At 30.4% G+C, this 26,485-nt stretch carries 15 protein-coding genes and 1 riboswitch; of the genes, 11 read left to right on the top strand and 4 right to left on the bottom strand.

What is annotated here, in order from left to right; translation table 11 throughout:
- The first annotated feature begins 375 nt into the window (after positions 1–375).
- Both rsgA and C1715_RS20150 read left to right on the top strand, forming a co-directional pair.
- Positions 376–1,449: a ribosome small subunit-dependent GTPase A gene (rsgA, locus tag C1715_RS18280; protein WP_102401770.1), complete on the top strand. Its 1,074-nt coding sequence runs from the start codon at positions 376–378 to the stop codon at positions 1,447–1,449.
- A 587-nt stretch (positions 1,450–2,036) separates the two neighbouring features.
- Positions 2,037–6,827, top strand: a complete 4,791-nt coding sequence (locus C1715_RS20150; protein ID WP_180964141.1) for a S8 family serine peptidase — start codon at positions 2,037–2,039, stop codon at positions 6,825–6,827.
- Between the two features lie 149 nt (positions 6,828–6,976).
- Here the strand turns inward: C1715_RS20150 and C1715_RS18270 are convergent, their stop codons facing one another.
- Complete coding sequence (locus C1715_RS18270) at positions 6,977–10,420, bottom strand: pyruvate carboxylase (RefSeq protein WP_242971998.1); 3,444 nt, start codon at positions 10,418–10,420, stop codon at positions 6,977–6,979.
- A gap of 325 nt (positions 10,421–10,745) precedes the next feature.
- Here C1715_RS18270 and C1715_RS18265 point away from each other — a divergent pair, with 325 nt between their 5' ends.
- The 4 genes from C1715_RS18265 (at position 10,746) to C1715_RS18250 (ending at position 16,447) form a co-directional block, all read left to right on the top strand.
- Positions 10,746–11,318, top strand: a complete 573-nt coding sequence (locus C1715_RS18265) for an amidase domain-containing protein (protein WP_102401768.1) — start codon at positions 10,746–10,748, stop codon at positions 11,316–11,318.
- A gap of 1,149 nt (positions 11,319–12,467) precedes the next feature.
- A complete protein-coding gene (locus tag C1715_RS18260; RefSeq protein WP_102401767.1) occupies positions 12,468–14,036 on the top strand; it encodes a GGDEF domain-containing protein in 1,569 nt (522 codons plus the stop codon).
- 440 nt (positions 14,037–14,476) lie between these two features.
- A complete protein-coding gene (locus C1715_RS18255; protein ID WP_102401766.1) occupies positions 14,477–15,415 on the top strand; it encodes a dipeptidase in 939 nt (312 codons plus the stop codon).
- A 320-nt stretch (positions 15,416–15,735) separates the two neighbouring features.
- Positions 15,736–15,844: riboswitch (THF riboswitch) on the top strand.
- 51 nt (positions 15,845–15,895) lie between these two features.
- A complete protein-coding gene (locus tag C1715_RS18250) occupies positions 15,896–16,447 on the top strand; it encodes a folate family ECF transporter S component (protein ID WP_102401765.1) in 552 nt (183 codons plus the stop codon).
- Positions 16,448–16,786: 339 nt separating this feature from the next.
- On the opposite strand, the gene C1715_RS18245 is transcribed toward C1715_RS18250, so the two are convergent.
- From C1715_RS18245 to C1715_RS18235, 3 genes are all read right to left on the bottom strand, one after another.
- A complete protein-coding gene (locus tag C1715_RS18245) occupies positions 16,787–17,509 on the bottom strand; it encodes an amino acid ABC transporter ATP-binding protein (RefSeq protein ID WP_102401764.1) in 723 nt (240 codons plus the stop codon).
- Positions 17,502–18,182 (bottom strand): amino acid ABC transporter permease, encoded by a 681-nt coding sequence (locus C1715_RS18240; protein ID WP_102401763.1) that lies wholly within the window; start codon positions 18,180–18,182, stop codon positions 17,502–17,504. Before C1715_RS18240 ends, C1715_RS18245 begins: the two co-directional genes overlap by 8 nt.
- 76 nt (positions 18,183–18,258) lie before the next feature.
- Entirely contained in the window at positions 18,259–19,071 is an 813-nt protein-coding gene (locus C1715_RS18235) for an ABC transporter substrate-binding protein (protein WP_102401762.1), read from the bottom strand.
- A gap of 296 nt (positions 19,072–19,367) precedes the next feature.
- Between C1715_RS18235 and C1715_RS18230 the strand changes: the two genes are divergently transcribed.
- The 5 genes from C1715_RS18230 (at position 19,368) to C1715_RS18210 (ending at position 26,482) form a co-directional block, all read left to right on the top strand.
- Positions 19,368–21,887, top strand: a complete 2,520-nt coding sequence (locus tag C1715_RS18230) for a hypothetical protein (RefSeq protein WP_102401761.1) — start codon at positions 19,368–19,370, stop codon at positions 21,885–21,887.
- Positions 21,887–22,813 (top strand): ABC transporter ATP-binding protein, encoded by a 927-nt coding sequence (locus tag C1715_RS18225; RefSeq protein ID WP_102401760.1) that lies wholly within the window; start codon positions 21,887–21,889, stop codon positions 22,811–22,813. Before C1715_RS18230 ends, C1715_RS18225 begins: the two co-directional genes overlap by 1 nt.
- A complete protein-coding gene (locus C1715_RS18220; RefSeq protein ID WP_102401759.1) occupies positions 22,813–23,661 on the top strand; it encodes an ABC transporter permease in 849 nt (282 codons plus the stop codon). Before C1715_RS18225 ends, C1715_RS18220 begins: the two co-directional genes overlap by 1 nt.
- A 172-nt stretch (positions 23,662–23,833) precedes the next feature.
- On the top strand, positions 23,834–25,438 hold the full coding sequence (locus C1715_RS18215) for a hypothetical protein (protein ID WP_102401758.1): 1,605 nt from the start codon (positions 23,834–23,836) through the stop codon (positions 25,436–25,438).
- A gap of 57 nt (positions 25,439–25,495) precedes the next feature.
- Positions 25,496–26,482 (top strand): AAA family ATPase, encoded by a 987-nt coding sequence (locus C1715_RS18210; RefSeq protein WP_102401757.1) that lies wholly within the window; start codon positions 25,496–25,498, stop codon positions 26,480–26,482.
- Positions 26,483–26,485 lie beyond the last annotated feature (3 nt).

Raw genomic sequence — 26,485 nt, 5'->3', positions numbered from 1 at the left:
AGACTAGCATACTGACTTGTTATTATTTGAATGTGTCTAACTATGTAAGAGGAGGAAAATGAATTTCATGTTGTTTTTTACTTATATTGGTGATATAATGAATTTGTGATATTTTTATAATTTTTGAAAGGAGTGATGTCTTATGAAAAAAATGAGAGAATTTTTATTAATGAAAAATTTCATAGGGGCTGCTCCTTGGGTAAATTATGTTTTATCCATTGATGAATAATTTATGTTTTGATTATTAAGAGTTATAAAATCTCATTCAGATAATTTTCATATCATTATTGTGTATATTACCCTGGAGTGGCAGAAGAAAGACTTCAGGGTATTTTTATGCCCTAAATACACTATTTTAATATGGAGGAATGGAATTTGAATAAATTTGATTTGAAAGAATTGGGATTGAAGGATAATATAATAAAGGAATTTAAAAGTTTATATGAGGGTATGTATTTAGGTAGAGTGGCTTGTGAGCAAAAAAATTATTATAAAGTCATTACAGAAAAAGGAGTTATAAGTGCTAGAGTTTCAGGTAAAATAATGTATAATGCCTGTAGTATAGCTTCTTATCCAGCGGTGGGAGATTGGGTAGCTATGGATAGAGATGAGGACTCTCAAGGAGAGGCTATAATTCATGGGACACTTGAAAGGTACAGCAAATTTTCAAGAAAAACTGTTGGACCTAAAGATGATGAGCAGATAATAGCTGTAAATATAGATATTGTATTTATAACCATGTCTCTTAATAATAATTTTAATTTGAGAAGACTTGAGAGATATATAAGCACTGCATGGGAAAGTGGAGCAAAGCCAATTGTACTGCTTACAAAGGCTGATTTATGTGAAGATTTAGATGAAAAACTACTAGAAGTTTCGAAGGTAGCAATTGGTGTAGATATATTAGTGGTAAGTAGCTTGACTAATGAAGGTATAGATAAAGTTAAGGACTATATTACTAAGGGGAAAACAGTGGCGTTTATAGGTTCATCTGGTGTTGGAAAATCCACTCTTATAAATAAGTTTCTTGGATATGAGAAAATGAAGGTTTCAGAAATTAGAGAGTGTGATGGAAAAGGAAGGCATACCACTACTTATAGAGAATTGTTGGTGATTCCTAAGGGCGGAGTAGTTATAGATACCCCAGGTATGAGGGAACTTCCTATTATGGATATAGAGGATGGAATAGAAAGTGCTTTTAGGGATATAGAAGAATTAACTATTAATTGTAGGTTTGGAAACTGTACTCATAATGAAGAACCTGGTTGTGCTGTTAAAGAAGCTATTAGTAAAGGTATAATATCTGAAAAACGATATAAAAGTTATATTAAACTTAAAAAAGAAGCGGAGTTCATGGCAAAAAAGGAGAAAATAAAAAAGGTTAAAGAATCTAAAAAGGGTAAGATGAAGAAAAATTCTTGCAAAAAAGATTTTAAAGAAACTATATGAAGTGTTGTTTTTTATATTTGAAGTGAGCATTATAGTATATAACTTGAAAAAATAGAAAATATATAATTTAGAGATGGTTAAGTATTGTTTAACTAATTAGTAATTAAACATGCCTAACCATCTTTTATTTATTATGACTTGTTTATTGGCATTGTAAATTTGACTGTAAAATTACAATTGATTTTCAATAATTTTATTTAACACTTTTAAAAGAATAGAATTTACTTTATGGATATTTATTCTAATAGCTTCATATTCTATTAAAAAGGCAATAATGTAGTAGCCATTTTTACGGACAGCAAGTTTTAGATTTAATAGGTAGTTAAACATTTATATGAAATCTAGAACTTTAATTCATGTTATATACAATAATTTACATGGTAATAAAATTAATATTATCCAGGTATTGAAAAATACAAAATAGTATGGTAGAATCTACATAGAAATAAATGGAAAAGGAATAAGTATATGTAAATATACTCAACTTTTCATATAGTTCATTGGGGCTTATTAGAACTATGATTAATTTTTTTAATAAGGTTAATAACTTTATTAAAAATTTTAAAAAATATAAAAGGGGGGTTATTATGAAAAGAAAGAATCAAAAGTTATTGTCATTGTTCGTGTCATCAATGATGATAATGTCCTTTGTGTCTGGATTTGGAAGTAATGAAGTAAAAGCTCAAGAAAATACAAATTCAGCACAAATGTCATCTGATAATCCGTTAAGGGTTAAGTATTCAGAAAAAGACATTGAAACCTTTATGAAGGCTAAATACGGAAAAAATTTTGTTTTGAATGAAAACAAACCACTAAGTATAAGGCCTGAAGAGACAGTTAGAGTTATTGTACAGTTAAAGGACAAGCCTTTATTAGAAAAAGGCAATAAGGGGCTAAATTTTATACAAAGTACACAAAAATCTGTAAAATCAAAAGTTGCAGATTTAGAAGAGGCGAAAATTAGAAATACTTATACTAAAGTTTTAAATGGCTTTAGTATGATGGTAAAGAAAAGTGAAATCTATAAAATTAAAGCTTTACCAGAGGTAAAAAGCGTAACCCTAGTTAATAAGTATTATCCAGATATGACATCAGCAAAAAGTTTAACTCAAGCTTATGAGGCTCAAAGTTCATCTTATGGATATAAAGGACAGGGTATGGTAGTGTCTATTATAGACACTGGTATAGATTATAGACATAAGGATATGAAACTTACAGATGCTTCACAGGGAAAAATAAAATCAAAAAGCTCAGAAGGACCTGGAAAATATTTTACAAGCAAAGTGCCTTATGGTTATAATTTTGCTGAACAAAATTATAATGTAATAGATACTGGAGATATGCATGGAATGCACGTTGCTGGTATAGTAGGTGCTAATGGGAATAAGACAGAAGTGGATAAAAAAGAAGCTATACAAGGTGTAGCACCAGAATGTCAATTACTTGCAATGAAAGTATTTGCTAATGATCCTGAAATAGGTGGCGCATATTCTGACGATATAATAGCAGCTATTGAAGATTCAGTTAAACATGGGGCAGACGTCATAAATATGAGCCTTGGTTCTAATTCAGGATTTCAAGAATCAGATGAACCTGAACAAAAGGCAATAAAAAATGCTACTGAAAATGGAGTTGTTGTAGTAGTATCTGCAGGAAACTCTCAATATAACACAGCTCCATACAAAATTGGGGATTTATATGACACAGGAGTAGTAGGGTCACCTGGTATTGCTAAAGAATCTTTACAAGTGGCTTCTTATGAGAATACTAATATAATGTTATTCAATGTGGAATATACTAGTACAAGTGGTAATGGAAGTTATACCTATGAAGTAAATAATTTAAATCCAGCAGAAGTTTTTAAATCTGAATTTGAATTGGTAGATTGTGGTTTAGGGCAAGAAACAGATTTTAAAGGTAAGGACGTTAATGGAAAAATTGCATTAGTGCAAAGGGGCGGACTTACTTTTGGAGAAAAAGAAGTTAATGCTCAAAAAGCAGGCGCAAAGGCTATAATTATTTACAATAATAGAGATGGTTATATCGGAGGCATGTTTGTAGATCCAGCGGTTAATATTCCAGTCATAGGAATGACAACAGCTGATGGCTTAGCTCTTAAGGAAAAGATTTCTTCAGGATTAAAGGTTAAATTCCCTGGAACTTTGACTTCATTAGAAAATACAGATAAAAATGATATGTCTGATTTTACTTCTTGGGGCCCAGCTCCAAATTTAGAATTTAAACCTGAAATATCAGCTCCAGGTGGAAATATATGGTCCACCGTTAATAATAATAAATATGAGAATATGTCTGGTACATCCATGGCAGCACCTCATACATCAGGGGCTGAGGCTTTAATATTACAAGGAGTAAAGAAAAATCATCCAAGCTTAACAGGAAAAGAATTGGTGGATTTTGCAAAAACTACATCCATAAATACTGCAAAAACTATTATGGATAAATTCCATTCACAAGTTCCTTATTCTCCAAGAAGACAAGGGGCAGGATTGGTTCAAATAGTAAATGCCGTAAACAATGGCGTAACAGTAAAAGACGATAGAGGCAATGCAGCAGTAGCTTTAAAGGAAATAGGAAAAACTAAAACTTTTGCTTTGAATTTAAAGAACTATAAGGATAAGCCTATTACTTTTGATTTAAGTGATATAGGAGGAGTTTTAACTGAGCAAAAACTTCCGTTTACAAGTGCAATGTCTTATGATGTAAAAATAAAGGATGCTAAGGTTACATTTGATAATCCTACAGTAACAGTACCAGCTAATGGAACTGTAAAAGTAAATGTAACAGTTAATTTACCAAATAATTTACCAACAGAAAGCTTTGTAGAAGGTTTTATTAAATTAAAATCTACTGAACCTAAAGACAATCCAGATTTAGTAGTACCATATATAGGTTTCTATGGAAATTGGTCAAAACAGGCTGTTATAGATAAGCCTATGTGGGATAAAGAAAGCTATTTGGGTGGAACAAGAATGTTAACTTTAGGAGAAGATGGAGACACATTATACTATTTAGGAGTTACAGGAGAAGATGAAGATGGAAATCCAATTATAGACGAAGATAAAATTGCTATTTCTCCTAACGGTGATAACCAAAATGATAATATATATCCATTCCTAGCATTCTTAAGAAATGCTAAGTTTATGGAGATCAGATTATTAGACAAGAATAGAAAGCTCATAAAACAATTATCAACTTCTAATGATATTAGAAAGAATGTTATTTCAGCACAAAATGACCCAGGATATAGACAGGATATGAGTTGGAAGTGGGATGGAAAGATTTATGATCCATCTACAGGTAAAATGGGTGTAGTGCAAGATGGTCAGTACTATATTGATTATGTAACTAAGGTAGATATAGATAATGCAGAAGAAAAACATCTTCAAATCCCAGTAAAGATAGACACTGTAGCTCCAACTATAGAAGTAATATCTGCAACAAAATCAGACAAGTCTAATTATAAGCTACAGTGGAAAGTATCTGATGAATTATCTGGTGACGGAAAATTTGGCTTGGTTTACTTAAATGGAAAGAAACAGGATGTTTCAAAAATAACTATAGATGAAAATGGAGTATATAGTTGCGATTTAACACTAGAAGAAAATGTAAACAATTCTATATCTATAGGTGCTATAGATTATGCATCTAACGTTGGTGTTAAAGATGTAATAGTTGTACAAGGTAATCCATCATTTGATTTAAAATTCGATAACTTATCCTCTAGAATGGCTGTAGATTATAAAGATCTAACTATAACTGGTTCTGTAGGATATGCTCCAAAAGTATTTAAGATAAATGATAAGGATGTTAAGATAAACAAAGATTTAACTTTCTCAGTGGATGTTACATTTGAGGAAGGCAGAAATTTAGTAAAGATATATGCTGAGGATTTCGATGGCACAGTTCTAAAAGATTTCTCATATAAAGTAGATTGCGATATTACAGCTCCTGTTATAGAACTTGAATCTCCTAAGATTGCAGAGGATGGAAAAGTATATGTTAATAATGACACCATTAACGTTAAAGGAAAAGTATCTGACAATACTTATGGATACAAGCTATATGTTAATGGAGAACAAAAACTAGATATATTTGTAGATGGTGAAATGGGAAATGATGTAACAGAAAGAACTTTTGATTATGAAGTTCCTGTTACTAATAACTCTTTCTTAGAAATAAAAGCTGTAGATGCATTTGGTCATGAAACTGTTAAGAATATTAATGTAGTAGTGGATAAAGAAAAACCAGTTATTTCAGTAACAGGTGTAGAAGATGGCAAAGTTTATGATAAGAATGTTACACCAAAAATTACTTCTAATAAAACTGCTACTATAACTTCTACTCTTGACAAAAAATCATACAATGGAGAAGAAATTACTACAGAAGGCGCTCATGAATTAGTAGTAAAAGCTGTGGATTTAGCAGGAAATACTTCAGAGTATAAGGTTAACTTTACAATTGACAAGACAAAACCTGTAATAAAAGTTACTGGTGTAGAAAATGGAAAGGTATATAACAGCAATGTTATAGCAAAAGTATCTTGTAATGAAGATGCAAAAGTTACTACAATTCTTGATGGTAAAGCATATAAAGGAGAAGAAATTACTACAGAGGGAATTCATGAATTAGTAGTAACTGCTGTAGATTTAGCAGGAAACACTTCTGAATATAAGGCTAAATTTACAATTGATAAGACTAAACCTATAATAACAATAACAGGCGTAGAAGAAGGAAAGTTATACAATAAAGATGTTATGCCAAAAATCACATCAAGTGAAAAAGCAAAAGTTACTACAACTCTTGATGGTAAAGCATATAAGGGAGAAAAGATTACTACAGAAGGCATCCATGAATTAGTAGTAAAAGCTGTAGATTTGGCAGGAAATGTTTCTGAATATAAGATTAACTTTATTATAGACAAGACTTTCCCAGTGATAACAGTAACAGGTGTAGAGGATGGTAAAGTATATAATAATAAAGTAACTCCTGTAGTTAAATGTGATGACAACACAGCTAAAGTTACAGTAACACTTAATGGAAAGAATTATGATGGTAAAGGAATATCTTCAGTAGGAGATTATACTTTAATAGTAACTGCTGTAGATTTAGCAGGAAATGCTTCTTCTAAAACTATTAAGTTTAGTTTGAAAGATACAGCAGATGGTGGCTCTAACGGTGCTTCAAATAGCAACAATAACAATAGCAGTAACAATAATGTAAATGAAAAAGGTAGCCAAACTTCTAATAATAAATTAGTTCAAACAGGCGGTAGAATGAATGCAACTTTGTTAGTAACTATAGGCGGAGTTTTAATAGCTTGTGGATTCGTATTTATTAGAAGAAGAAAAAGAGCATAAATAAAATTGAAAAGGGACAACTAATTTAAATTAGTTGTCCTTTTCTAATAGAGAAGTTTATAGTTTCCATAATATTTTTAAAAAAGAGGGGATAGATTTTGTGACTGGAAATTGTAAAATATCAGGAAAATTTAAGCGAAATAATTAAATTAATTTTTAAATTTTAACTTTATCAGCATTTCACCAGATTTAACCTGTTGGCCTTTAGACACGTGGATAGATTCCACTATGCCCGAAATAGGAGAGGTAATTATAGTTTCCATTTTCATGGCTTCTACAACTATTAAATTTCCGTTTTCTTTTATTTCGTCTCCTTCTTTAACAAGTACATCTAAAATAGTTCCAGGTATGCTGGCACCTATTTCATTTTTGTTTTCTGGATTAGCCATTAAAACCTCAGAAGTTTCTTTTAATTCAGCTCTTGTTTTGTCTTTTATTTTAATTTCACGTCTATTACCGTTTACTTCAAATATTAAGGTTCTAAAGCCTTCTTTGTTTAGCTTTGTAATCTCTAAAAGTCTTACTACTAATATTTTACCTTCGGCTAATTTAATTTCACAAGTTTCACCTTCATCTAATCCATGGAAATATATGTCACTACCTACACTACTTAAGTCACCATTTTCTCTTATATATTTTACATAGGTTTCAAATACATCTGGATATAGAGCATAGCTTATAATATCTTTCTTTGTTGGCTCTAATTCTAGTTTTTCCTTAAGATGTTTTTCTATTTTTCCAAAGTCCTCAGGCATTAAAAGTTCTCCTGGTCTGCAGGTTATAGGTTCTTCTCCTTTTAATACCATCTTTTGAAGAGTCTCTGGGAAACCATGCTCTGGTTGACCCATCATACCTTTAAAATAGGATACTGCTGAGTCTGGAAAAGATAAGTTTGAAGCTCTTTCTAAAATATTTTCAGGATTTAAATTGTTTTGAACCATAAATATAGCAAGATCGCCTACCATTTTAGATGAAGGAGTTACCTTAACTATATCACCTACCATAGAATTAACTTTTTTATACATTTCTTTTACTTCTCCAAATCTATGGCCAAGTCCAAAACTTTCAACTTGAGGTTTTAAGTTAGAATATTGTCCACCTGGAATTTCATATTTATATATTTCTGTAGAGCCAGATTTTAGTCCAGATTCAAAAGAAGTATAAACAGGTCTTACAGCAGACCAGTAATTTGATATTTTTTGTATATCTTCAAGATTTATGCCTGTATCTCTTTTAGTATTTTCAAGGGCAGCCACTATAGAGTTTAAAGATGGCTGACTTGTAAGTCCTGCCATGCTGTCAAAAGCTGTATCCACTATATCAACACCTGCTTCTGCTGCTAGTAAGGCTGTAGCCACACCGTTTCCAGTAGTGTCGTGAGTGTGTAGATGAATAGGAATACTTATTTCTTCTTTAAGGGCTTTTATAAGTTTAAAAGCAGCATAAGGTTTTAATAAAGCAGACATATCTTTTATGCCAAGTATATGAGCTCCCATTTTTTCAATTTCTTTAGCTTTTTTAACGTAGTAGTCTAAAGTATATTTATCTCTAGAACTGTCAAGTATATCTCCAGTGTAACATATGCAGCATTCAGCTACTTTTCCTTGTTTTAATACTTCATCTAAAGCTACTTCCATACCTTTAAGCCAGTTTAGAGAGTCAAATATTCTAAATACATCTATGCCAGAAGTTGCAGATTCTTTTATAAATTCTCTTATTACGTTATCAGGATAGTTTTTATATCCTACGGCGTTGGCTCCCCTTATAAGCATTTGGAAAAGTACGTTAGGGCATTTTTCTCTTAATTTTCTAAGTCTTTCCCAAGGAGATTCCTTTAAAAATCTATAACAGACATCGAAGGTAGCACCTCCCCACATTTCCAGGGAAAATAAATCTTTACCTAAATAGGAAGTGGCATCAGCTATTTTAACCATATCTACTGTTCTCATTCTAGTGGCCATAAGGGATTGATGGGCATCTCTCATGGTAGTGTCTGTTAGAAGTAATTTATCTTGTGCTTTTATCCACTTAACTAATCCTTTAGGGCCTTTTTCTAAAAGTATATTTCTTGCGCCTTTTAAATCTTTAACTTCAGGAACTGTAGGAACTACAGGTACATCAAAGGATTTCTTTACACCATGAGTTTCATTAACTACTTTTTCTCCTATAAATTTTAGAAGGTTGTATTCTTCATCAGCTTTATAAGTAGTTATAAATAAATCAGGATTTTCTCCTATGAAATTAGTAGTACATAGTCCCTTTTGGAAAGTAGGGTGATTTAGTACATTTATTAAAAAATCTACGTTAGTTTTTACTCCAGATATTTTAAGTTCTTTTACAGAACGAAGAGATTTTCTAACAGCATCCTTAAAGGTTCTGGAATAAGCTGTAGTCTTAACTAGCAAGCTATCATAATAAGGACTTATTACAGCTCCTGTAAATCCGTTTCCACCATCCAGTCTTATACCAAAGCCAGAGCCAGTTCTGTACACATCAATTTTACCTGTATCTGGAGCAAAATTGTTTGATGGATCTTCAGTAGTTATTCTACACTGAATAGCATAACCATTAGTTTTTATAGAATCTTGAGAGGATAATCCTATTTCTTCAGAATCTAAAGTATATCCTTGAGCTATGAGAATCTGACTTTGAACAATATCTACTCCAGTTATTACTTCTGTTACAGTATGCTCTACCTGAATCCTAGGATTCATTTCTATAAAGTAATGATTTCCTTTGCTATCAAGAAGAAATTCCAGTGTGCCAGCTCCTCTATAATTAACACTTTTGGCTATTTTAAGGGCATCGTCACAAATTTCTTTTCGCTTTTCTTCGGAAAGAGATAAGGAGGGTGCAAATTCTACAACCTTTTGATGACGTCTTTGAATAGAACAATCTCTTTCGAAAAGGTGAACGATGTTTCCGTATTTGTCTCCAAGAATTTGTACTTCAATATGCTTTGGATTTTCTAGATATTTTTCTATAAATATATCATCTATACCAAAGGCTTTTTTAGCTTCGTTTTTGGCGCTTCTGAAGGAAGAAATTAAATCTTTTTCTTCTTTTACAATTCTCATACCTCTTCCACCACCACCGGCAGCTGCCTTTAGCATAACTGGATATCCGCAGAAATTTGCAAATTCAAGTGCTTGATCTTCGGTTTTTATTGGTTCTTCCACTCCAGGTATGGTAGGAACTCCAACCTTTTGAGCTACTAATTTAGATTTTATTTTATCTCCAAGTTGTTCCATCATAGTGGCAGTTGGTCCTATGAATTCAATACCAGCTTCTTCACATTTTCTAGCGAATTCTGGATTCTCCGAAAGAAATCCATAACCAGGATGGATAGCATCTACACCTTTTTTCAAGGCTAGATTTATAATTTCATCTATATTTAAATATGCATCAACAGGATTGTTATTTTTCCCTATTTGATATGATTCATCAGCTTTAGTCCTAAAAAGAGAGCATTTATCTTCGTTTGAATAAATGGCTACGGTTCGAATATTTAATTCGCCACATGCTCTGAATATTCGTATAGCAATTTCCCCTCTATTTGCCACAAGAATTCTTTTGAAGTTTTTAATTGACATATTAGCACCTCACTTATATATGAAATATTTTATACTGCATAAATTCATTTTAACGTATGATATCATTATATGACACACAAATATATAATGCAATGCAATTTATTAAAAAAAATAATTCTTTTTAATGGAATTTGGTGCATTAAATAATAAAAACATAATAACAGTAAAAAAATAAATAGTATAGCACATTGCTAAGATGTAAATATTGGATAAACATTGTAACTTAATTAGAGTATTTTAAATATAAATATAATATAACCAATAATAAGGTAAAAAATTAACCTATAAAATTAAAAAAGCCAAATAAAAGGGGAGTGATAATAATATGTTAAGACTGCAATATGATAGAGTGGCAGCTAGGCACTATGCAGAAAAGTATGCTTTAAGTCCTAATGTTCAACAATATCCTTATTATAGAAGTGATGACTGCACTAATTTTGTATCTCAAGTCCTAAAAGCTGGTGGGATGGAGGAGGTGGGAAATTCATGGGATGATTTTGATTCTTGGTTTTGCAGAACTTCAGAGGAAAAAACATTAAAAAAAGTTGCTATTACTTGGAGGGCAGCTAGATATTTTATGAGACATTGGGGAAATGAAAATGGTATGGGAGCTAACAGAGCATATAAGTTCTATAAAATAACTCCAGAAGAGGCCATAACAAATTTTTCATATATTTATAATACATTTCAGGTGGGAGACGTTATTCAATATGGAAAACCACTTCCTTATCATACTCAGGTAATTCATAATAAAGTTTTTAATCCATTTATGGGTCAAAATGATCTTTTTATTGCTCAGCATACGGCTAATAGGCTAAATGTATCCCTCTATGGATATATACTAAAGCTTTTAGGAAAAGGTAATATTTACATTTATTTATATAAAATAGACAGCTAAAAAACTTAATGATGCACTATATAAAAATATTGTGAAGCAATACTTTGAAGAAAAATCTAATTTTAATTCCGTAATAAATGTGTAATTTGGGACTGTTCACAATACGCTAAGAACTTCTAAATGTCTCACAGTTAAAGCCCCTAAAGCTTTCAAACTCACTCGTTCCTCGTTCAAACATGAAAGCTTCTTAACGGGTCTTTAACTGTGAGACATAAGAAGTTCTAAGGCTAGTTCAATAGTCCCAAATTCCACATTTATTACTACATTAAAATCAGATTTTTAGTTTAATATGTATGTGGTTTGAGATGAGAAGCCTACTAAAGGATGATTTTCCTCCTCTTCGCTATGGAAAATCTTTAATTTATAAAAAAACGCTCATAATATTTTTTTAGGCGTAGCCTTTCGTTTAATCTACAATATTATTTTTATTAATTGTGAGATAGAATTATTAACTTTGATTATATACTAATGAATAATTGATTATGAAAATACATTAATATGTAAGAGTTAATATATTTTGCCGTGAGGCATTGGTTTGTATAAATCTTAATCATTTCTATGTATTTAGGTTGGATATCGCCAATAAAAGATTTTTAAAGCGCTAAAAGAAAAAGCTATAACTATTCCGTTTAATGAAATAGTTATAGCTTTTTTGCTATTCCATTTATTTAATTAAAGATTTTCCGTAACATAGTGGAGGAAAATTCTCCTTCAGTAGGCTGTCTCGCCCATAAGTAATGTACGTATGAACCGAAAAATCTGTCTTTAAGGTAACAATAAATATATTTTTTTAGACTATTGAGCTAGCCTTAGAAATTCTTTGTTTTCAAATATCAATACCCGTTAAGAAGCTTTCATGTTTGAGCGCCGTTAGAAGCGAGTTTGAAAGCTTTAAGGTATTGATATTTGAAGACATTAGAATTTCTTGGCGTATTGCGAGCAGTCTTAAAAAATATATTTATTGTGGACTTAAAGACAGATTTTTCTTATGGCACTTGCTTCACAATTTATTCTAATACTTATTGTTAATGTTTTAGTTTAAATTTATAATAAAAAACTCATAGGAACATATTGAGTTATAGTATATTTAATAGGTATAATACTTGTATGTGGCGGATTTCATAAAGATATAAGGGAGAAGTGGAAATTTTGAATAGGGTTGTAAAAAAAGAGAATATAATACATATAATGTTTGCGTATATATTTCTTTGGGTTTTTTATATTTGTACATTCGGAGAAAATAATTTTTATAAGGTGTTGGGGAATAACGTATTTCTTATAATAGGGGAGTTTGTAGCTTGTAAAGTTATTTTTAACACCTATAGAAAAAGCTCTGGTGCAGAAAAAAATTTTTGGCTTTTTATAGATTTGGCTATAATAAGCTATTTCATAGGAGATTTAATTTGGATAATTACAGAGATATACCTGGGAAATGTTTTAACTACCTGCTATATATCGGAGTTTTTCTATTTAAGTCAATATCCTTTAAGTATAATAGGAATGTTATATATAGTGTATAAGAAGAAAAGTAAATTTCTTACTTTTCAGATGGTTATGGATATTCTAATAACAGTTATTGCTATTGCATCTATAAGTTGGTTTTATATTATGGAACCTGTTTATTCAGAAATAGGGTTAGAGATTTTAAAAAAGATTTCATTATTGGCAAATCCTATAGGAGATTTAGGAGTATTGCTTTCAGGATTATTTATCATACTATTAGCAAGAGAGGCTTTCCCTAGTAAAGTAATTTTTCTTATTATGTGGGGATTATTGTTAGAAAGCTTTATAGATTTATTGTATTGTTATATTACCTTTAACAACATTCATATTTCATTAGAATTTTTAGATCCATTTTGGGTTATATCATTATTGTTCATATCATATTCAGCTATTGTTTATGATGATATGATACAAAATGGTGAAGAACAAGTAGAAAGCAAAATTTATAGTAGAGAAATAAATATGTTAAAAAAATTTATTCCTTATATAGGAGTTATAAGTTTAGTAATTATAATTGCTTATAAAATTGAAAGAGTTAATAGTATCATAGTAGGGTTTGGTATTTGCTCATTTCTTATAATTACAAGACAATTCTTTACTTTAATAGAAAATGAAAAATTAATGAATTTGCTTATAAAATCTAATCAGGAACTGGATTATAAAAGGAAACAGCTAGAGATTATTAATGATGAACTTTATGCATATAACTTAATAAAAGAACAGGAAGCTAAGACAGATTTCCTTACAGGGCTATATAATAGACGTTATGTAGATGAAAAGATGAATTTACTTAAAAAACAGAAAAAGTTAATTGAAAGTTATGTTGTGTTAATGATAGATATAGATTATTTTAAAAAGATTAATGATACTTATGGACATGATGTTGGAGATAAAATTTTAAAAGAAGTTTCAAATATAATGAAAAAACACAGTACAAAAGATGATATACTAGTAAGGTTTGGGGGAGAGGAGTTTATATTTATTTTATTTAACGCAACTTTAGACAAGGGACAATTAGTAGCTAAAGAAATCATAAAGGAAGTAGAAAATAAAAGATTTAATATTGAAAAGCATGAAGTTACTGTAACCATAAGTATTGGTATAGCTGCTAGTGATAGAGATAGTAATAAAGAAATTCAAAAGGTTATTCATGATGCAGATAAAGCACTGTACAAGGCTAAAAATGATGGGAGAAATTGTGTAAGGATTTATTAAGCAGTTATATGATTAACCCACAGTAAGGTACAATGTGGTAAAATTATGAAATTTCTCCTCCATGACTTGCATAAAAGCTCGGAACAATAAATTTAATTTAAGAAATTCTAATCTTTTAGACATATAAAATTATCTAACGCTCACATTCAGCGTCCTGCCTCAGGTTCGCTAGCCTGGCGTCCTTGCCAGGCTTACGATAATTTTATATGTCTAAAAGAAGAATTTCTAAAATTAAATTTAAATAGTTCCTTCGCTTCTTATGCAAGTCATTCCAGAGAAATTTCATAATTCAAGTAATATAATGCTTTGTGGGTTAATCAGTTATATACAATTGTTATTAAAAGATGTACCTATCATTATGATGTATTTTTATAGAAATGAGAGTATTATGTTAAGTAGATACTAGATGAACAAAATTATAGCGGTAGGGGGAATATAAAATGAACTTAATTGACATGCACTGTGATACTATACTTAAAATGATGGGTAGGGAGGAAGAGTTTAATTTTAAAAATAATAATTATGGAATAGATTTAAGCAAGTTAAAGAGGTCTAATTCTATTGCTGAGTTTTTTGCTTGTTTTGTAGATTTAAAGGGAGACAAGGATCCTTTACAAAGAGCGCTAGATATGGTGGATAAGCTTTATTTAGAAATTAATAAACACAGGGAGACAATTGCTATTGCTAAAAGCTATCAGGATATAGTTACAAATAGAAAAGAAGATAAAATATCCGCAATATTGACCATAGAAGGTGGAGAGGCTTTAAAAGGTAAACTTTCAAATTTAAGAAATTTTTATAAATTAGGAGTAAGGTTAATAACTTTAACTTGGAATTATCAAAATGAAATAGGGTATCCAGGATGTGTAGAAGAATTTGCGGAGAAGGGGCTTACTGAGTTTGGAAAAGAACTTATAACTGAAATGAATAATCTAGGCATGATAGTAGATGTGTCACATCTCTCTGACGGAGGCTTTTATGATGCTATAAAATATTCTAAAAAACCAATAGTAGCATCACATTCCAATGCTAGAAAAGTGAAGTCTCATTCAAGAAATTTAACGGATCACATGATAAAACTTTTGGGAGAAAATGGCGGAGTTATGGGGCTTAATTTCTGTAATCCATTTTTATCTAAAAACAAGGTAGCTACTGTTGAAGATATGATTAGTCATATAAAGCATATAGTAAATATAGGTGGAATAGATGTAGCAGCAATAGGTACTGACTTTGATGGGATTGACAATCCACCAGAAATAAAACACATAGGAGAGATGGATAAATTGGTAGACGCACTACAAAAGCATGGATTTTCAGAAGTAGATATAGAGAAAATTTTCTATAAAAATACTTTGAGAGTTATAAAAGAAAATCTTTAAATTTATTTCATTAGTGGCAGTATAAAACTTTGAGTAATTATATTTTTGTAAATGGTATTTAATATATTAATAATATGTTAAAATAATATATTTGAAAAAAATCATGAGATTTATTTTAGTTAAAAGTAAAAAGTGACAAGAGATAAGTTTACAAGATATGCTGCTATAGATTATCTCTTGTCACTTGAAATTTGTTACTTAAAGATGCATAAATTAATTTTATCGTGCAAGAAAAAATTCAAAAGTTAGTAAAATTGAAAATATTATATACAATTCTTTGGATAATTGTGTTATAATAATAACAAATAATAAAATATATGGACAGAGTAGACGTAAGAGCGTCAAGTGCTAGAGGATGGGAGGTTGCCTCTAGACGAAAACTCTTTACTCATAGTGAAGAGTTACGATTCTTAATTCGCTTCCGCTGTCATAGAAGGTATAACCTCTATGTGGCATGTCCTGTTGTAGGAGGTTTTTTTGATGCAAAAAAAACAAATATTTAACACAAAAACATTAGTTTATCTAGCAATGTTAGGTGCTATACAAATAGTACTTACAAGATTTCTTTCAATTCAAACACCGATACTTAGAATTGGATTTGGATTCATACCTTACATGCTTACAGCTATGTTATTTGGTCCTATAGTTGGTGGAATTTATGGAGTTGTAACAGACTTTATAGGAGTAATGATAAATCCAGCTGGAGGGGCATATTTTCCAGGATTTTCATTAAGTGCATTTTTAGGTGCATTTGTATATGGAATATTCTTATACAAAAAGCCTAAAAACCTTTGGAGAATGGCTGCATCAGTAATTATTGTAACTGTATTTGTGGATATGTGCTTAAATACTTTATGGCTAACAATGATAACAGGAAAGGCTGCTTATGCAATATTGGCTCCAAGAGCTATAAAAAATGCTATAATGGCAGTTATAAAAATAGTCACCATGTTAGCAGTGTGGAAATGTGTGGGTAATTATATAGAACAAACATTTATACAGAAAAATGAAACAAAAATAACTCACGCTTAAAAATTGTATAATAAACTAATGTAAGTACAAGTGTTAAACAAAAAAATCAAAACAAGTAGAATAAATTAATTTTGCTTGTAAAAAATTATGAAAAGAAACTTAAACATATGATTAAGATAAAATAGAAAACAAAAGGTGAAACAAAATATAAAGCAAGAGGGATGGTTCTTTATTTAGCCATCTCTTTTGCTTTATATTTAAAATTATTGAGTGCAATGCTCAATAATCAATGAAGATGGAATTTACACAGGAATTTCTTTAATTACATTTTCAAAAACTACTGAAGAAATTTTAAAGTTAATTGATCATTCATATATTGAACATTAAAGTTTTATGAAATTATAAAACTTTGCTTAAGAAATTCTTTGTTCGAGGATGTGTTGGATTTGAAAAAATTTCTTTAGGATTTCCATCTTCTAAAATTTTCCCTTCATCCATAAAGAATAGACGAGTACCTACCTCTCTGGCAAAGCCCATTTCATGTGTTACTACTATCATAGTCATGCCTTCTTTAGCTAAAGATTTCATTACGTTTAAAACCTCACCTACCATTTCTGGATCTAGAGCAGATGTAGGCTCATCAAAAAGCATAACATCAGGGTCCATGGCTAGAGCACGAGCAATAGCTATTCTTTGTTTTTGTCCTCCAGATAATTTATTAGGATATACGTGAGACTTGTCCTTAAGACCTACTTTTTCTAATAACATAAAGGCTTTTTTTTCAGCAGCTTCTTTGGTCAACTTTTTTACCTTTATTGGAGCTAGAGTTATGTTTTCTAAAACTGTCATATTGGGAAAAAGATTAAATTGTTGAAAAACCATTCCCATTTTTTCACGCATTTTATTTATATTATTTTCTTTAGATAATATAGATTTTCCTTCAAATATGATATCGCCAGAGGAAGGCATCTCTAGTAAATTAAGACATCTTAAAAATGTACTTTTCCCAGAACCAGAAGGACCTATTACAACAACTACTTCTCCTTTTTTTATGTGAGCATTTACCTCTTTTAATACTTCTAGTTTTCCAAAGTTCTTTCTTAAATTTTCTACATTAATCACTGGTAGCCATCCTCCTTTCCAATATTTTTAGAATTTTAGATAATGTAAATGTAAGTAGAAAGTAAAGAACTGCAGCTACTAATAATGGTGCAAAAGCTTTAAAAGTGTTTCCCCTTACAGTGTCAGCATTGTACATAAGTTCTGGAACGCCAATAATTGAAACTATGGAAGACTCCTTTATGACGGTTATAAATTCGTTACCAAGAGCTGGTAATATATTTTTGAAAGCTTGAGGAATTATAACATTTTTCATGGCCATAGCATTAGTTAGACCTAAAGAACGAGCTGCTTCCATTTGACCTTTATCTACAGAGTTAATTCCACCTCGTATTATTTCAGCTACATATGCAGTACTATTTATAGAAAGTGTTATTATACCAGCTAAAATATCAGAAGCTTCACTTCCCATACCAGGTATTGTAGGAAGAGGAATTCCAATGCTAGGAAGGCCATAGTAAACTATAAATAGTTGAACCATAATAGGTGTACCCCTTACAAATTCTATATAAGCGCTGGAAATAATTTTGAGTATTTTATTGTTAGACAATCGCATTAAGGCTATGAAAATCCCGAATATGACGCCTAAAAGTACAGTGAAAATAGAAATAAGCACTGTATTTTTTACTCCAGTTAGGAAAAAACCATAATATTGAGATAAAAATGATAAATCCAATGTGAAAACCTCCTTTAAAAACTCACTAGAAAATAAAGGCTAAGGAATATCCTCAGCGCTTATTTTTCAATATTAATTAATTTTGAAGCTTATTTGCATCTATAACAAATTGATCTATTTTATTTTCCTTTTGAAGTCTATCTATAGTTGTGTTTAAAACTTTTACAAAATCTGAAGAACCTTTTTTCACAGCTATGGCAGAGCCACCATCTTCGTCTACTACTTTAATATTTGTAAGACTTATAGAATTATCGTGAGCAACATAAGCTTTTGCTACAGGTTCCTCCATAACTACTGCATCCACCTTACCTGTGTTAAGAGCTAAGATAAGATCTGTAACTTTTGGAAGGGATTTAACTTTTGAATTTGATATTTGAGTCTTAGCTATCTCTTCTTGAAGAGTACCTTTTTGAGCGCCTATATTAAGACCTTTAAGAGAGTCTAAAGAAGTAAATTTATGAGATTCTCCAGCTTTTACTACTATAGCTTGGCTTGCTTTATAGTATATTTTTGAAAAATCCACACTTTTTGCTCTCTCAGCTGTAGGAGTCATGCTGGCTACTATAAAATCAATATTTCCAGAAGATAAAGCTGGCAAAAGTCCATCAAATTTCATATCTTTAATTTCTAATTCTACCCCTAAATCTTTAGCAACTTCCTTAGCAATTTCTATATCGAAACCTACTATAGTATCTTTACCATTTACTTCTTTATGAAATTCATAAGGCGGATAATCAGCACAGGTTCCGAGAACTATTTTTTTATTTTCTTTGATTTTATCTAAAGAAGAACTGTTTTTTTCTGTTGATTTTCCGCAAGCTACTAGTGAAAAACTTAATAATGCTACTAGTGATATGGATAATATGTTTTTTAGTTTAAATTTTTTCATTTGTAAATCCTCCTTATTATATCTTTTGTATGTAACTGTAATAAAATTTCATTTAAATTTTGAGTATATATTAAGTTGATGAATAATTAATCAATTACGTGTATAATTATACAACTATAATTATAAATATGCAATATTTTTCTTGAAAGTTTAATTAACTCTTTGTTTCTTTATTTTTTAATTGAATTAACTGTATGATAATGGTAAAATTTTATTGAGTCGCTTGGTAATAGGAATATAAATTAAGATACTAATGAGGATAAATACAGATATGCTGAGAATAAGGAGGGGGAATAGTGAAATTTTTAAACAAAATAAACGTAAAAACTGTGCTAGTATCTAAGAGAAGGTCAATGTTGTGGCTGCCAAAAGTTGTAGTTATGTTTATGATGACTTTTATGGTTTCTACTATGGCTTTCAGTATTACTGGTAATAATGGTAATACTAATATTAATGGACACAAGGGTAGCAATAGAGTATATGCCAAAGGAAATTTGAAAGTAGATATGGAAGTTGGGTTTGATGGATATTACAAATTAAAACATTGGACGCCTTTTCGACTTAAAATAGAAAATAAGTTAAAGAATATAAATGGAGAAGTTCAAATAGAAGTTATAAACGAAAATAATCAATTGAGAGTGTATTCTAAAGAAGTAAATCTTCCTATGAATTCTATTAAAACTATAGACATGTCTGGGGTTGTAGTTAAAAATTTGGGTTATGTAAACGTTAAAATATTAGATAATAAAAAGGTGGTTTATGAGGAAAAGAAAATTATAAAGTCAGGGAGTTCAGGACCAGAGGTAGTAGTGGGAATTTTAAGTAACGAAATACAAAATTTAAACTATATAAAGGCAGTACAATCTTTAAGTTTAGGTGGTAATTCCGCAGTTATAAATTATATAAATTTAAATGAAAAGAATCTTATAGATGAAAATGAAGAGATGGATGCAATTAATTTAATAATATTAAATGATTTTGATACTTCAAAACTTTCTAAGGAACAGTATAAAGCTGTAAAGGCTTGGGTAAATAGAGGTGGAATTTTAATAATAGGTACAGGAGCTTTTTATAATAAAACTTTAGCAATTTTTAAGGATGATTTTTTAACTGGAAGTATTGGCAATGTGAAAAAAATAAATTCGTCAGCTCTTTACAGTATTCTTCCAGAAGAAAAGAGAAAAGGGACTCCTTTAAACATAAATTCATTGGAGTTTAATTTTAAGAATGGTGAAAAGTTAATTACAGAAGGCAAAGATATACTATCCACTAATATAAAAAAAGGTAAAGGAATTGTATGTTTTAATTCTTTTGATTTAGGGGAAGATGCATTAACTAGTTGGAACATGAAGCAGGATTTTATATCGGCTCTTATGCAAAGTGCTGTTAAACATTCTCATTTTGAAAGATCTTATATTCCTGAGGGAGATAGGAATGAAGATATATACTCTATTAGAAGTGCTCTTAACAATATAGTGGAAATGCCTCTTCCAAAGGGTAATAATATATTAATTATAATATGTATATATATAATTTTAGTATCACCCATATCTTATATTATATTAAAGAAAAAGGATAAAAGAGAATATATGTGGGTAGTAGTACCTATTTTAGCTTTAGTATTTGTATTTATAATTTATATTTCAGGCATGGGAACTAGAAATACTAAAAATATAGCAAATATAATAAATATAATTGAAATAGATAAAAGTGGTGAAAGTCAAATTTTTAGTAATGCAAATATATTTTCTCCAAAAAAAGGTGATATAAAAGTTAAAGGTAATGGTGGACTTAAGGTGTATCCATATCAAGAAGAAATGTTAAATGGAGCTTGGGGACCTCAGGGTGGTAACACTAATTTATCAAAAACTAAAAAAGTTCAAATGAAAATTAATGAAGGACAGAATAATTATATAGAGTTTTATGACTCACCAGTCTTTGCAAATAATATCTTGAAAATTAAAATGCCTAATATATTGCTAGGTAAGCTAGAGAGTAAATTAAGTTATTACGATGGAAAGTATACAGGAAATATAAAAAATAATACTATGCTGGATTTAGAGGAGTGTTATGTAGTTACTAAAAATAGCTATATAAAAATAGGTGATTTTAAAAATTCACAGGAAAAGAGTATAAATACTGAAGGAAACACTTATGGCGAATTGTATAATTTTGTAGAAATGTTATATCCTACTAGAGATATGTATAATAGTAGTAATAAAAATTTACCTAAGGATAGTATGAGGAAGATTTCTCAGAAAAGAGACATAGTTATGGCTTATTTTATGCAAAATAGAATGAAAATGGATGGGCCTGTACTAATTGGATGGAATAATAGAGAATTCATCAAAAAATTAGATGTAAATGGAAAAGATTTTAAAAAAATCGAAAAGAGTTTGGTAGTTGTACCTATAAATCTAAGCTATAAAAAAGACAATAAAATAGAATATCCTTTTGGCTATTTTAAACCTGAACAAAATGATAAAGATGGAGGATATGATGAATTTGAAAAGATTTTTTTGGGTAAGGAATATAAAGCAACATTTCGTATAAATGAAAAAATAGATATTGAAAAAATAACTATGAATTATAGATTAGACATATTGAAAGGTGAGCAGGAAATTGTAAAACAATTTATTTGGAATGTGAAGGAAGGAAAGTGGCAACAGGGTGATTTTAGGGATTTTGTAATAGAAAAGAAGGATTTAAATAAATATTTGTCCCAAACAGGAGAATTAAAAATTAAACTTCAAATGGTTAATGAAAAGACAAAAGGAGAAATTCCTAAAATTTCAGTGAAAGGAAGTGTTAAATAATGCTTAAAGTAAATAATTTATGTAAAAAGTTTGGAAGATTTACTGCAGTGGATAATTTAACATTTCATGTACCAGAGGGAGAAATATTCGGATTTGTAGGGCCTAATGGAGCTGGAAAAACCACTACCATGAAAATAGTAGCTGGACTTCTAAAGGAAACTTCAGGACAGGTATATGTAGATGGCGTAGATGCACTAAGCGACTATAGAGAGGTGAAAGAACATATAGGTTATATGCCAGACTTTTTTGGTGTGTATGATAATTTAAAGGTAAGTGAGTATTTGGATTTCTACGCTTCTATATATGATATATATGGTGTTGAAAAGGATAAAATATGTGATGATCTTTTAGAATTAGTGGATTTGTCTAATAAAAAAGGTGAATATGTGGATTCACTTTCAAGAGGAATGAAGCAAAGGCTATGTCTTGCTAGAAGTTTGATACACAACCCTAAGCTTCTAATATTAGATGAGCCTGCATCAGGAATGGACCCAAGGGCTAGATTTGAAATGAAGGAAATTTTGAAATCACTAAGAGATATGGGGAAAACCGTAATTATAAGTTCGCATATTTTGTCAGAGCTTTCAGAGATATGTACTAGTATAGGAATTATAGATAAGGGTAAAATGGTGGCTAATGGAAAAGTTGAAGATATAATGATGAAGCTTCAGAGCAATAGAACTATTAAAATGAGAGTCATAAACAAAGTAGAAGAGGCGATGATTATAATCAAAGAAATGCCTAAGGTTATAAATGCGGGACGAAATGGAAATAATATAGAAATTTCTATTAATGGTGGAGATAAAGAATTACAAAATATACTTAAGAAGCTTATAATGAATGAAATTCCTGTTATTTCTTTCGGAGAAGAAAGTGGAAAATTAGAAGATGTATTTATGAAAGTTACTGAAAGGAGCGAAGAGTAATGGAAAAGATAAAGATTAATCCTATACTTAGAAAAGAAGTTAAAGTTAGGATGAGAACTTGGAGAGCTCCTTTTCTCATAGCAATTTATATAGGAATACTGGCTTTTATAGCTGCTTTTGCACTTTTAAATACTGTCTTTGATCCATACAATCAAGGATTTAATTATAATGATATAATAACTTCCTATGCAGTATTAGCGGGAATTCAGTTTCTACTAATAGCTTTTATAGTGCCAGCATTTACTTCAAGTGCTATTTCTAATGAGAGAGAAAGGCAAACTTTGGATTTGTTGCTTTGTACTAAGTTAAAGCCTTCCTCTATAGTGATAGGTAAACTTGTAACATCCATAAGTCAGATATTGCTACTTATAATGTCTGCATTGCCTATATTTTCCATAATGTTTTTATTTGGAGGAATTTCCATTAAAGAAATACTTCAATTGTTTGCTTATTATATAATACTTGCAGTGACTTTTGGAAGTATAGGAATGTTTTTTTCAACGTATATAAAAAAGACTACCACTTCTACAGTGCTTACTTATGGAGCCATACTATTTTTAATGCTAGGAACACTTATAATAAGCATATTTTATATGAGTATAGAGTATAGATACAGTACAAATCCTATGGGGCAAAGATTACCTCTCATGTATTTTAATCCTGGAGCAGGTTTTGTATCTTTGGTTATGGACCAGTTTGGAAAGAATGCAAGTATTGGTATACCTGGTATTGTAAATCTTGGTGCTATGCCATTTTGGGCAGTGAATATGATAATAGATGTAATAATTTCAGCAATAATGTTATCTTTATCTATATATAAATTAGATCCTATGAAGAAGAAAAGATAAGCTTCTAGATATGGAATTAATAAAATAACTGTAAATATATTATGATTATTCCACAAAAAGCATTACATAATTCTACCCCATTGTACCTTTTATGGTTTAATCATATTATTAGTTTTTATAATTCATATTGATAATATGAAGAGTTAATATTAAAGGAGGTGTTTTTAGCAGCTTGAACACTTTAGATGATTCTATAAGCAAAAAACTTAAAAAGTGGAGAAGGAGGATTTTTTTCAAAAAAGCAATAGATAATTTTATGAATTTTTCCTTTTACGCTGTTATAGCTTGTATATGTTTGATTATATTATCTAAGTTTATACCAATTTATACACCTTATATTAAAAGTTTGTGGATAATATTAAGTTTTAGCTTTATATCTGTGATTTATTCTCTTGTGAAATATCCTAATGAGAAAGAAGCGGCTATGGCAGCGGATTCTTTTGGGCTTAAAGAGAGGATAGTAACTGCGGTAGAACTTAAGAAAAAATCTAAGGAGATTTATGAAATTCAGAAGATGGATGCCTTGAAATTCCTGAGTAACACAAATTATAGAGCTATAAAACTTAAAGCAAATAAGAAATATATAAAGAAACTTTCTATTATAGCAGTGGCAATGATAAGCACTTTTATATTGCCAGATCCCTTAAAAGATACAGCACGAAATATACATGAAGTTAAAGTGGCTAAAAATGCTCAAGTGAAAAAAGTAGAACAGATTAAAAAAGATGTAAATAAAAATAATAGTCTTAAAGAGTGGGAGAAAAAAACTTTAAGGCATAACCTTACAAAGCTTCAAGAAGAAATAAAAAAATCTGAAGGTAAAGAGGAAATAAATAAATCTTTGCAAAAAACTTCAAAGAAATTGGAACTTTTAAGAGAAGAATATGGCAAAAATGATTTGCAAAAAATTGCAGAAGAATTTATGAAAAATAATGTTACTAAGGATTTAGGTAAAGCTTTAAAAAATAAGGATACACAGGGAATTAAAAAGTTTATTGAGGAAAATACAAAAAAACTTAAGAAAATTTCTCCAGAGGATAGAAAAAAATTAGCAGAGTCATACAAAAAACTGGCTAATGACTTAAAAAATAATCCTAAACTTGCCTCTGCAGTTAAAAAGCTAGGAGAGTCTATAGCTAAAGGAGATTTAGGAGATTTATCTAGTGAAATGCAGAAATTAAATGATGTGCTAGCTGATTTGATGAAGGATACGGATTTTCAAAAGGCTGTAAGAGAAGCGGAAAATTCATTGGCTTCCAATGTAGCGGCTTCTGGAGAAAATGATGGTAATTTAGATGGAGATGCACAGGCAAAATCTGATGAAGAGGACTCTAGAAATGCTGGAAGTGGTAAGGATAATTCTGGAAATGGTCAAGGCACAAGTAATGAAGGAAGCTCTAGTGGAAATGGTTCTGGCAATGGTACAGGTAGCGGCAGTAGTCAAGGAAAGGAAGATGAAGGTAGTAGTACAAGAAGTGCGGGTATAAGTAAAAAGGAGAATGGAGCTGAAAATAATGTTAGGGATTATCCAAGAATATTTACTACAAAAACCCTAGGAGGTGAAGGGGATACTTCTAATATAGATGGTAAAAGAGGGGAACGCGGAAAGGTAGAAGAAATAAGAACTTCTAATGGAATTACCCTAAGAGGTCAATCAGTTCCTTATAATGAAGTAGTAGGAGAATACAAAAGTAGGGCCATGGATAATATAAATTCCTATAGCATACCAGAGGGAATGAAAGAAATTATTAAAAGTTATTTTTCATCTTTGGAATGAGAAAGATGAGAAATAACAAGGCATAGTATAAAAGCTACTAACTAAGGGGGAAAAAATGTGGATATAAGTGAAGTTAGGCTAAAGGAAATTGTGGATAAAATAAATAAAGTAAAAGAAGAAATTTCTAAAGGCATAATAGGACAAAGTGCTGTCATAGATCAGGTTATGATAGGAATATTGGCAGGAGGAAACATACTTTTAGAGGGACTGCCAGGACTAGGTAAGACGCAATTGGTAAAGACCATATCCAGGGTTATGAATCTTTCTTTTTCAAGAATTCAGTTTACTCCAGATCTTATGCCTAGTGATGTTACAGGAACGGATATTATTATTAAAGACCAAGGAGGTAGTAAGTTTCAATATAAGAAAGGTCCTATATTTGCAAATTTAGTTTTGGCAGATGAAATTAATAGAGCAACACCAAAAACTCAATCAGCGCTATTAGAGGCTATGCAAGAGGGTACAGTGACTGTAGGAAGAAGTAGTTATGAGCTTCCACAGCCCTTTATGGTTTTAGCTACGCAAAATCCTATTGAGATGGAAGGTACGTACCCTTTGCCAGAAGCCCAACTAGATAGATTCCTTTTTAAAACAAATGTGGAATTTCCAAATTTGCAGGAGCTTAGCAGCATAGTAGATATAACTGTTACCAATGAAAAAGTGCAGCTAGAAAATGTAATAGATGGAGAAGGTATATTAGAAATAAGAAAGGTAGCAAGGGAAATACCTATAGCATCATCAGTTAAGGATTTTGCCTTAAAAATTATTCTTTCTACTCATCCAGAAGGAGAAAATTCTCCAGAGGTAGCAAAAAAATATATTAGATATGGTTCAAGTCCTAGAGGAGCACAAAGTTTAATTTCTACTGCAAAGGTGCGAGCGTTAATGAATGGAAGATATAATGTATCTTTCGATGATATAAAATATGTAAGTTATCCAGTATTAAGGCATAGAATTCTATTAAATTTTGAGGCATTATCTGAAGGAATAACTACTGAACAAATTATAAAGGAAATTTTACAGTATTGCCATACAGAAGTTTAAAAA

This window comes from Haloimpatiens massiliensis, from assembly GCF_900184255.1.
GTDB classification, from domain to species: domain Bacteria; phylum Bacillota; class Clostridia; order Clostridiales; family Clostridiaceae; genus Haloimpatiens; species Haloimpatiens massiliensis.
The sequence above is the reverse complement of the archived record's forward strand: the minus strand, read 5'-3'. Positions and strand labels throughout refer to the sequence as shown.